This window comes from Brachybacterium sp. HMSC06H03, assembly GCF_001807385.1.
Lineage (GTDB): Bacteria > Actinomycetota > Actinomycetes > Actinomycetales > Dermabacteraceae > Brachybacterium > Brachybacterium conglomeratum.
The window spans coordinates 1-9210 of record NZ_KV788679.1 but is presented as its reverse complement, the minus strand read 5'-3'; the positions used below and the strand labels follow the sequence as shown (position 1 = coordinate 9210).

Genomic DNA, 9210 nt, shown 5'->3' with positions numbered 1-9210 from the left:
CACCGCCCCCTCGCTCGAGGAGGCCACCGCCGCCGCCCTCACTTGATGCCGGTGGTGGCGAAGCCCTTGACCAGGAACCTCTGGCCGAACAGGAACACCAGGAACAACGGGATCAGGGACACGATCGACATCGCGAACATGGCGCCCCAGTCGCTCGTGCCCTGTCCGTCCAGGAAGGACTTCAGCGCCAGCGGGACGGTGAAGTTGTCCGGCGTGGTGAGGTAGATCAGCGAGCCGAAGAAATCGTTCCACGTCCACATGAAGGTGAAGATCGTGGTGGTCGCGAGCGCCGGGGTCATCAGCGGCAGGATGACCCGGAAGAAGATCCGGAAGTGCCCGCAGCCGTCGATGCGCGCGGCCTCGTCCAGCTCCCGTGGGATGCCGCGGATGAACTGCACCATCAGGAACACGAAGAACGCATCCGTGGCCAGGAACTTCGGCAGGATCAGCGGCAGCATCGTGTTCACCCAGCCGGTCTGGGAGAACATGATGTACTGCGGCACGATCACCACGTGGATCGGCAGCATCAGGGTCATGAGCATCATCGCGAAGGCGATGTTGCGGCCCCAGAACCGCAGCCGCGCGAAGGCGTAGGCGGTGAGCGTGCAGGCGAACAGGTTGCCGATCACGCAGCCCACCACGAGCAGGGTCGAGTTCATCAGATAGTGCGAGAACTCGAACGACTGCGCGCTCCATCCGCGCACGTAGTTGTCGACGTCGAAGGACAGCGGGAACAGCGACGGGTTGCGGAAGATCTCGTCGTTGGGACGCAGGGACGAGACCACCATCCACAGCAGCGGGTAGATCATCGCCAGGCTCGCGGCGATCATCATCGTGTGCTTGAGGACCGCCCTGACGGTGCGGGCGCCGTGGGAGCGCGGGGCCACCGGAGTGCGGGGCGCGGAGGCGCCGGCGGCGGTGCCTGCCGGGGTCTCGTCGACGGGGGCGGCGGGGCGTGCGAGGTCAGTCATCGTAATGCACCCAGAACTTGGAGACGAAGAAGTTGATCGCGGTGAAGATCGCGACGATGACCAGCAGCAGCCAGGCCATCGCGGAGGCGTACCCCATGTCGAACTGGCCGAAGCCCTTGAGGTAGAGGTAGAGCGTGTAGAACATCGTCGAGTCCGACGGTCCGCCGGTCCCTCCCGAGACCACGAAGGCCTGGGTGAAGGTCTGGAACGCGTTGATCACCTGCAGGACCAGGTTGAAGAAGATGATCGGGGTGAGCAGCGGGATCGTGATCCGGAAGAACTGCGCGACCTTCGAGGCGCCGTCGACGGACGCGGCCTCGTAGTACATCTGCGGGATCTGCCGCAGGCCCGCCAGGAAGATGATCATCGGGGAGCCGAAGGTCCACACGTGCAGCAGGATGATGGTCCACAGCGCCGTGTCCGGGGTGGAGACCCAGCCGGGGAGGTTCTCGAAGCCGAGCGCGCCCAGCAGCTGGTTGACCAGGCCGGAGGCGCCGAACATCTGCCGCCACAGGATCGAGATCGCGACCGAGCCGCCCAGCAGGGAGGGCAGGTAGAACACCGAGCGGTAGAACGACAGCCCGCGCATGCCATGGTTCAGCACCACGGCCAGCAGCAGCGCGGCGGCGAGCTGCAGCGGAACGCCCACGACCACGTAGGTGAAGGTGACGATCAGCGAGTTGTGCAGGCGGGTGTCGCCGAGCATCCGCTGGGAGTTCTCCAACCCCACCCACTCGGGGGCGGCGAGCATGGAGTAGTCGGTGAAGGACAGCGCCAGGCTGGCGATCATCGGCAGGATCGTGATGCCCAGCAGGCCGAGCAGCCAGGGCGTCATGAAGGCGAGTCCGACCTTGTTGTCGGGGTGCTTCTCGCGGGGGCCGCGCTTGTCGCGGCGGGAGACGATCTGGGCGAGCTCTCCGACGGCGCTCATGCGGGTCCTCCCTTCGGGGATCTGCGGGGCGCGCCGGGGCCGGGCGGAGCAGTGCTCGCCCGGCCCCGGACGAGCCGGTGGTCGGTGGGGGTCAGGACAGGGCCGCGGACAGTTCGTCGAGGAGCCGCTGAGCGGCCTCCTCGGCGGTGATGGTGCCGAAGAGCATGTCGTCGCAGGCGCGGGTGAGGATGGCCTCGAACTCGCCGCCGCCCTGCGGGGTGATCTCCGGCGGGGCACCGAGCTCGGACTCGATCGCGTTCAGGAAGTCGACGGCCTTGATGCTGGACTCGTCGAGGTCGCCGACGATCGATTCACGCACGGCGAGGTTGCCGGGCACGCCCCGCTCGACCGAGAGGATCTTCCCGGCCTCGGGCGAGTTCACGAGGAAGTCGACGAAGGCGACGGCGGCCTCGGGGTTCGCGCTCTTGGCGGAGACGGCCCAGTACATCGAGGCCTTGTACCAGAGCTGCGCCTCGGGCGGCGGAGCCCGCGACCGACGGCGGCCGCAGCACGAGGATCCCCTTCTCGGCCAGCGCGTCGTGAGCGACGACCTGGTTGGACCACAGCACCGTCATGCCGATCCTGCCGGTGTTGAACAGCGACTGGTCCATGGAGGCGGCGGCGTCCTCCACGGAGGTGGAGGCGTCGGGCCCGGCACCGGTGTCCTGGATGCGCTTGGCCCACTCGAACCAGGCGGTGGCGGTGGGGACGTCGAAGCCCGCCGCGCCGTCCTTGTACTGGTCCTGGCCGGCCTGGCGCACCCACACCTGGAACAGGCCCTGGACGGAGCCCACCTGGGTCATGCCCCAGGTGCCGTCGGGCGTCGCCTCGGAGATCGCGACCGCGGTGTCGATCACGTCGTCCCAGGTCCAGGTGGTGTCGTCGGGGATCTCGACGCCGGCCTGCTCGAACACGACGGGGTTGATCGCGAAGGCGAAGGCGTTCAGGCCCGCGCTGATCGCGGCGAGTCCGACGTCCGCCAGCTCGCCCACCTCGACGGAGCCTTCGACGAACTCGGAGGTGTCCAGGCCGGCGCCGGCCAGGTCGAGCAGGGCGCCGCGCTCGCCGTACTCGGCGAGGTACTTCTCGTCCATCTGGACCACGTCGGGGAAGTCGCCGCCGGCGGTCTGGGTGGCGAGCTTGTCCCAGTAGCCGCTCCACTCCCCCGGCTCGAGGGAGATGGTGACGTCGGGGGCGGACTCCTTGTAGGCGGCCACCGCGTTCTCGGTGTTCTCGTTGCGGGTGGGGTTGCCCCACCAGGCCAGGCGCAGGGAGCCGGAGTCGGCGCTGCCGCCGCCTCCGCCGCCCCCGGTCCCGCCGGAGGCGTTGGGCCCGCAGGCCGCGAGGCCGGCGAGTCCGGGGACGGCGAGGCCGAGGGCAAGGGCTGAGCGTCGGTCGATCATGAGATCTCCTTTGATCTTCGTGCGGTCGTCGGGGACGGCGGTCGTGCGGTGACCGCCGTGGTCATCGCACACAGGAGGGGGCGAGGGGCCGGGGACCGTGCGAGGTCCGAGGCCCGACAGGGGACGAGGCGACGATCAGCCGCAGCGCCCCCGAGCCATGAAAGGTTTCATCGCCTTCATGGACTGCCACTCGGCATGTTCAGGGGTGGTCGATCACGCTGAAGTGGGGTGGATCACCACTAGGAAAGCGCTTCATCCCATCGTTGTCAACAGGTCGATGCAAAGTTGCAACACGCGTCTGCAAGGCGGCTGATGGGCGTGCGCCTCGTCTGTCGCCACGTGCCGTTCACCTGCCCTCCACCGCCCCCCGCTACGGTGCACGCGCCAGCCGATGCGCCAGGACGGGAGGCCCCTGTGGACGTCACGGCATGGGCGATCGCCCTGATGGAGTTCCTGGGCGGTCCCGGCACCGCACTCGTGATCGCCTCCGAGGCGCTGTTCCCTCCGATCCCCGGCGAGGTGCTGCTCCCCTTCGCCGGCGTCACCGCGGCGGCGAACGGCCAGCACGTGCTGGTGCCGATCTTCTGGACCACGCTCGGCTCCGTGCTCGGCGGGCTCGGCGTGTACGGGGTGGGGCGCGCGCTCGGGCTGCGGCGCACCACGGCGCTCGTGCGGCGCCTCCCGCTGCTCGAGGAGAAGGACGTGACCATGGCGCTGCGGTTCTTCGAGCGCTGGGGCTTCCCCGCCGTGGCGCTCGCGCGCTTCGTGCCGATGGTGCGCACCTTCATCTCGGTCCCGGCAGGGATCGAGAAGATGCCCGTGTGGCTGTTCGCCCTGGCCACAGGGCTCGGCTCCGCGATCTGGAACGCGGTGTTCGTGGTCGCGGGCTACGCCTTCGGACAGGCCGGCGGCGAGGCGCTCGAGGGCTTCGTGCGGATCTACTCCTCGATCGTGGCGGGGATCGGGGTCCTCGCCCTGGTGGGACTGGCGACCCAGCGGATCCGCTCGCGGCGGGACCGGGCCGACGCGGAGGATGGAGCGACCTCCGGCGCCGATGGCGCCACGGCGACCGACTCGCGCTCTACGCTCGAGGAATGAGTCGCGCCGAGGACACCTCGCCCCGCTCCGGCCTCGCCGGTCCCGCGGCGGACGTCGGCCGCTGGTTCGCGACCGCGACCTCCCGACCGCTGGACGGCCCGGGCCCGACCCGCGGCGGGCCGCGCCTGCCCGCCTGGGGGCCGATGGAGGGGGCGCGCTACGGCCTGCGCAGCCACGACCACGAGATCGACGAGGCGCTCGCGCTGCTGCGGGACCGGCCGGTCGCGGTGCTGACCGGGGCGGGGATGTCCACGGGCTCGGGCCTGCCGGACTACCGGGGCCGCGATGCGGTGCCCCGCTCCCCCATGACCTACCAGGAGTTCATGGGGCACGACCTCGCCCGACGCCGGTACTGGGCCCGCTCCACCGTCGGCTGGGAGCAGTTCCGCAGCGCCCGGCCCGGCCGTTCCCACCGACTGCTCGCGGTGCTGTCCCCCGCCGCCTTCCCCGTCACCGCCGTGATCACCCAGAACGTGGACGGCCTGCATGCCGCCGCCGGCTCGGATCCGGTGATCGACCTGCACGGACGCCTGGACCGGGTGCGCTGCCAGCAGTGCGACGCCCTCTCCTCGCGCGCCGCCCTGCACGCCCGGATGCTCGCGATGAACCCCGAGCTCGCAGCCCGCCTCCCCGAGCTCGCGGCCGATGCCGCCCAGGCGCCCGACGGGGACGCCGAGGTCGACCGCACCAGCTCCTTCCGCTACCCGCCGTGCCCGCTGTGCGGCGGGATCCTCAAGCCCGACGTGGTCTTCTTCGGCGAGTCCGCCCGGCGAGAGGTGGTCGCCTCCGCCTTCGCCGCGCTCGAGCAGGCGCGCGCCCTGCTGGTGCTGGGCTCCTCGCTGACGGTGCAGTCGGGGCTGCGCTTCGTGCGCGCCGCCCGGAAGCAGGGCAAACCGGTGGTGATCCTCAACGACGGTCCGACCCGCGCCGATTCCGACGCGTCCCGGCGCGTCCACGGCCGCCTCGAGGACGTGCTCGCGCAGTGGGCCCGCGCCGTCGGCGCGGCGGGCTGATCCGGACCGGCCGTCCCGTCGGCCCCGCCCGGACCCTCAGGCCTCCCAGACGCCGGAGGTGCCGCGGCGGTGCGAACCCAGCAGGTGGGTGTCGAGGATGCCGACGGCCTCCATCAGCGCGAACATCGTCGTCGGCCCCACGAAGGCGAAGCCCTCCTTGCGCAGGGCCTTCGACAGCGCCGTCGACTCCGGCGACCGGGTGGGGATCTCGGCGACGGTCCTCGGCGCGGGCGTCGTCCCCGGCTGGAAGGACCACACGAGGTCGACGAGCCCGCCCTTCTCCCGCAGCGCCAGGGTCGCCTTCGCATTGGTGATGGTCGCGAGGATCTTCGCGCGGTTGCGCACGATGCCGGCGTCGGCCATGAGCCGCTCGACCTCCGCCTCGCCGTAGCGGGCGACGGCCTCGGGGTCGAAGCCGTCGAAGGCGGTGCGGAAGGCGGGCCGCTTGCGCAGGATCGTCGCCCAGGACAGCCCGGCCTGGAAAGCCTCGAGGCTGATCCGCTCGTACATGCCCTGCTCGTCGCGGACGGGCATGCCCCACTCGGTGTCGTAGTACTCGCGCAGCATCGGGTCGCTCGCCGCCCAGGCGGGGCGGGCCAGGCCGTCCTCGCCGATCACGACGTCGGTGTCGGAGCCGGCGCCGGTGCCGGTGCCGGTGTCGGGGCCGGTGCGGGGGTCAGGGGCGGTCATGCGGTCCTCTCCAGGGTCAGCAGGGCGGTCTTCGCATCGAGGCCGCCGATGTAGCCGCCGAGCGCGCCGTCGGTGCGCAGCACGCGATGGCAGGGCACGACGATCGGCAGCGGGTTGGTGGCGCAGGCGGTGCCGACGGCGCGCACGGCCCGCGGGCTGCCCACGAGCTCGGCGATCTCCTTGTAGGAGCGGGTGGAGCCGTAGTCGATCCGGGGCAGGACGCGCTGGACCTTCTCGCGGAAGCCGGTGGACAGGGCGCGGTCCAGAGGCAGGTCGAAGCGGCGGCGGGCGCCGGTGAAGTACTCCTCCAGCTCGGCGGCCGCCTCGTCGAGCCGGCGCGGCGCCTCCAGCACGCGGGGGCTGACCCTCGTCGCGAGAGCGGCGAGCACGGCGTCGAAGCCCTCGCGCTCGAAGGCGACGCGGACCAGGCCCTGCGCGGTCGCGGCGAGCAGGAGGGGGCCGACGGGGGTGTCGAGCGTGCGATAGGCGACCTCGACGAGGCCGGCGTCGTCGGCCTGCTGCACGAGACGGGCGCGGAGTCCTGCCAGGGCCGGGTCGGGGAGCGGGAAGAGCGCCTCCCGCTCGTTCGTCGTGAGGTGCTCGGGGAGGCTCGGGGTATCGGTCATCGCGCGGCTCCTTCCGTGTCGTCGCCCGCGGCGAAGGTCCGTCGAAGGGCTCGGATGCCGTCGGCCGAGGCGCGGCGGACGGTCTCGGCGCTCCCGCCGATCAGGGCGGCGGTCTCGGCGTGCGGGAGTCCGCCGAGGTAGTGATAGGCGACAGCGAGCCGCTGCCGCTCGGGCAGGGCCGCGACGGCGGTCCAGACCCCGTCGTCCCCGCCGGGGTTCCCACGGCGGGAGGTCTGCTCGGGCAGGTCGTCCGTGGGCACGGCGTGCCGGACCCGGCGGCGGGTGACGTCGATGGCCTTGCGGTGCGCGACGCGCACCAGCCAGGCCTCGACGTTGGTGTCCTCCGCGAGATCGGGCCAGGAGGTCAGCGCCGCCAGGAACGTCTCCGCCCAGGCGTCCTCGGCGTCGGGTCCCGGGCCGAGCACGGCGCAGCACACCCGCAGCACGGTGGGGCCGTGCCGCTGGACCGCGGTCTCGTAGGGGATCTTCATGGTCATCACCCTGCAGACGCGCGGGCGGCCGGGGATGTGAGGTCGGGGTCCGATCGAGGCGCGGAGGGCGGTCCTGGGAGCGGCGTCGACCCCCGCGCCGATGACCGCGAGTGCTCCCCCGCCGGCAGCGTCACTGCGGCGCGCCCTGGCCGCTGACCAGCACCGTCGCGAGCGCGCGCAGGGACGCGGGGCCGACGCGGCGGAACTCGAGGCGCGGGTCCTCGACGCCGGGGTCGAGGGCCTCCATGGTGAGCATCCCGCCGGCGGTCGCGTAGGCGCTGAGCTGCTGGACGGTCCCGTCGGCCGTGCGCACGCGGGTCAGGACGGTCAGCGCCCGGGTCGCGGCGAGCTGCGCGGCGAGCGGGTGGGCGGGCAGCTCCGAGCCGCGCACGTGGACGCTCCCGCCGCCGGTGTCGGACTCGGCATCGGCGGCGGGATCGGCGAGGCCTGCGGGGTCGAGGAAGGCGGCCAGGCGCACGGTCGCCTCCTCGGCGCGGAGGACGGTGAAGCGGTGGAGGCCGTCGGCCGTCGTCTCCTCCTCGAGCACCCCGCCGGGGTGGCTGTAGCAGTGCAGGCGGTGGACCTGCGGCCCGGCCTCGGTGCGAACGGTCCGCTCGGCGGTGGTGAACGACTCCGCGGTGCGGCGCAGCACGAGGCAGCCGGAGATCTCGGGGATGGCCCGCCAGCGCGGCCCCTCCTCGTGCCGGGCGGTGCGGGTGAGGACCTGACCGCCGGCGATCATGCCGCGCAGCGCGACGGCCGCGGCGACGCGTCGCTGCTCGGGATGCGCGTCGAGCCAGGGCAGGGCCACGAACTGGCGGCGCTCGTAGCCGTCGAGCGCGGCGATCTGCTCATCGCTCAGGGTCACCACCGGCGCGGGCTCCTGGGCGGCCGACGGGTCGGGCCGGCCGCCGTCGTCCTGTGAGACCGACGGGTCGGGATGGACGACGTCGTCCTGTGAGACCGACGGGTCGGGCTGGACGACGGCTGGCGGGCCGGACGGGCGAGACATGCCATCCGGTACCGTCGCCTCCCCTCTCCGCACCCGTTCGAGCAGGTCACGGGCGGCGGCGACGTCTTCGGCGGTGTACTGCAGCGGTGCGGTCGGATCGGTGCCGCCGATCCCGGCGGGGAGGTCGGGGATCCGTGTCGACGCATCGGCCGACGCGTCAGGGGCAGGGGACGCCGGGGTCGCGCTCATCCCCCGAGGCTATCGGGGGCCGCAGGTTCTGCGCCGCTGGGGACTCATCTCATCGCCGGCACGGCTCCTCAGCGGTGCAGAACCTCGACTCCGGCCCTCGGTGCTGGGCCGCACCAGCCGCCGCCGCCCGGACCCCGGCCGGCCAGGTTCTGTGCCGGTGGCGACTCATGGCGCGGCGTCCATGAGTCGTCCCAGGCGCAGAAGGGCTGGGAAACTCTTGCGGGCCGGGGCATGCGAACGCGCGGCATGGCGCCTGCGCGTCCCGTCGGACGCAGAGCGGGATGACGTCCGCGCGGTCGGGGCCGACGATGGGGAGGACCCCGCCGTCGGACGAAGGAGCCCGCCCATGACCGCCACCGCCGTCGTCGACCTCAACGCCGACCTCGGGGAGGGCTTCGGCGACTGGTCGATGGGGGACGACGCCGCGATGCTCGAGGTCGTCACCACCGCGAACATCGCCTGCGGCGGCCACGCCGGGGACGGCTCGACGATGCGCGCCGCCTGCCGGGCAGCCGCCGCACGCGGCGTCGCGATCACGGCGCATGTCGCCTATCCGGACCTGCAGGGCTTCGGCCGACGCTTCCTCGACATCGCCCCGGACGACCTCACGGACCAGGTGGTCGTCCAGGTCGGGGCGCTGCAGGCGATGGCCCGCGCGGAGGGGACCAGCGTGCGCGGGGTGAAGCCGCACGGTGCCCTGTACAACGCGCTCGCCCGTCACGAGGCGCAGGCCGGGGCGGTGGTGCGGGCGCTCGGCGAGCTCGGCGGCCTGCCCCTGGTGGCGGC

The 9210-nt window shown here is 72.4% G+C and carries 11 protein-coding genes; 3 read left to right on the top strand and 8 right to left on the bottom strand.

The genetic code is table 11. The features are described 5' to 3' along the window. Positions 1-38: 38 nt before the first annotated feature. The 4 genes from HMPREF3159_RS02905 to HMPREF3159_RS02895 form a co-directional block, all read right to left on the bottom strand. Positions 39-971, bottom strand: coding sequence for a carbohydrate ABC transporter permease (locus HMPREF3159_RS02905; protein ID WP_070499591.1), 933 nt, complete (start codon positions 969-971; stop codon positions 39-41). Then, entirely contained in the window at positions 964-1902 is a 939-nt protein-coding gene (locus tag HMPREF3159_RS02900; RefSeq protein WP_070499590.1) for a carbohydrate ABC transporter permease, read from the bottom strand. Before HMPREF3159_RS02900 ends, HMPREF3159_RS02905 begins: the two co-directional genes overlap by 8 nt. A gap of 91 nt (positions 1903-1993) precedes the next feature. Then, entirely contained in the window at positions 1994-2284 is a 291-nt protein-coding gene (locus tag HMPREF3159_RS17770) for a hypothetical protein (protein WP_246821445.1), read from the bottom strand. Further along, positions 2214-3305 carry an ABC transporter substrate-binding protein gene (locus HMPREF3159_RS02895; protein WP_246821443.1) on the bottom strand — a complete coding sequence of 364 codons (1092 nt, stop codon included), beginning with the start codon at positions 3303-3305 and terminating at the stop codon, positions 2214-2216. Before HMPREF3159_RS02895 ends, HMPREF3159_RS17770 begins: the two co-directional genes overlap by 71 nt. Before the next feature lie 414 nt (positions 3306-3719). Between HMPREF3159_RS02895 and HMPREF3159_RS02890 the strand changes: the two genes are divergently transcribed. After that, positions 3720-4403 (top strand): DedA family protein, encoded by a 684-nt coding sequence (locus tag HMPREF3159_RS02890; RefSeq protein ID WP_070499589.1) that lies wholly within the window; start codon positions 3720-3722, stop codon positions 4401-4403. Further along, complete coding sequence (locus HMPREF3159_RS02885; RefSeq protein ID WP_070499588.1) at positions 4400-5416, top strand: NAD-dependent protein deacetylase; 1017 nt, start codon at positions 4400-4402, stop codon at positions 5414-5416. Before HMPREF3159_RS02890 ends, HMPREF3159_RS02885 begins: the two co-directional genes overlap by 4 nt. Positions 5417-5452: 36 nt before the next feature. Here HMPREF3159_RS02885 and HMPREF3159_RS02880 read toward each other — a convergent pair whose 3' ends face one another. The 4 genes from HMPREF3159_RS02880 to HMPREF3159_RS02865 all read right to left on the bottom strand — a co-directional run bounded on the left by HMPREF3159_RS02880 (position 5453) and on the right by HMPREF3159_RS02865 (position 8424). Then, the gene (locus HMPREF3159_RS02880) at positions 5453-6106 is read right to left on the bottom strand and encodes a DNA-3-methyladenine glycosylase I (RefSeq protein WP_141748039.1); all 654 of its coding nucleotides are present in this window, start codon (positions 6104-6106) and stop codon (positions 5453-5455) included. After that, a complete protein-coding gene (locus HMPREF3159_RS02875; protein WP_070499587.1) occupies positions 6103-6732 on the bottom strand; it encodes a methylated-DNA--[protein]-cysteine S-methyltransferase in 630 nt (209 codons plus the stop codon). The genes HMPREF3159_RS02880 and HMPREF3159_RS02875 overlap by 4 nt, the downstream gene beginning before the upstream one ends. After that, a complete protein-coding gene (locus HMPREF3159_RS02870; RefSeq protein ID WP_070499586.1) occupies positions 6729-7223 on the bottom strand; it encodes an RNA polymerase sigma factor in 495 nt (164 codons plus the stop codon). The genes HMPREF3159_RS02875 and HMPREF3159_RS02870 overlap by 4 nt, the downstream gene beginning before the upstream one ends. 130 nt (positions 7224-7353) lie before the next feature. Next, positions 7354-8424, bottom strand: coding sequence for a hypothetical protein (locus HMPREF3159_RS02865; RefSeq protein ID WP_070499585.1), 1071 nt, complete (start codon positions 8422-8424; stop codon positions 7354-7356). 346 nt (positions 8425-8770) lie between these two features. Between HMPREF3159_RS02865 and HMPREF3159_RS02860 the strand changes: the two genes are divergently transcribed. Then, positions 8771-9210, top strand: a 440-nt coding sequence (locus HMPREF3159_RS02860; RefSeq protein ID WP_141748038.1) for a LamB/YcsF family protein, incomplete at its 3' end; no start/stop codon positions are given.

Coding starts and splice junctions, on each gene's coding strand:
- HMPREF3159_RS02875 (WP_070499587.1), bottom strand. CDS start 6,732: ATGACCGATACCCCGAGCCTCCCCGAGCACCTCACGACGAACGAGCGG.
- HMPREF3159_RS02870 (WP_070499586.1), bottom strand. CDS start 7,223: ATGAAGATCCCCTACGAGACCGCGGTCCAGCGGCACGGCCCCACCGTG.
- HMPREF3159_RS02865 (WP_070499585.1), bottom strand. CDS start 8,424: ATGAGCGCGACCCCGGCGTCCCCTGCCCCTGACGCGTCGGCCGATGCG.
- HMPREF3159_RS02880 (WP_141748039.1), bottom strand. CDS start 6,106: ATGACCGCCCCTGACCCCCGCACCGGCCCCGACACCGGCACCGGCACC.
- HMPREF3159_RS02900 (WP_070499590.1), bottom strand. CDS start 1,902: ATGAGCGCCGTCGGAGAGCTCGCCCAGATCGTCTCCCGCCGCGACAAG.
- HMPREF3159_RS02895 (WP_246821443.1), bottom strand. CDS start 3,305: ATGATCGACCGACGCTCAGCCCTTGCCCTCGGCCTCGCCGTCCCCGGA.
- HMPREF3159_RS02905 (WP_070499591.1), bottom strand. CDS start 971: ATGACTGACCTCGCACGCCCCGCCGCCCCCGTCGACGAGACCCCGGCA.
- HMPREF3159_RS02885 (WP_070499588.1), top strand. CDS start 4,400: ATGAGTCGCGCCGAGGACACCTCGCCCCGCTCCGGCCTCGCCGGTCCC.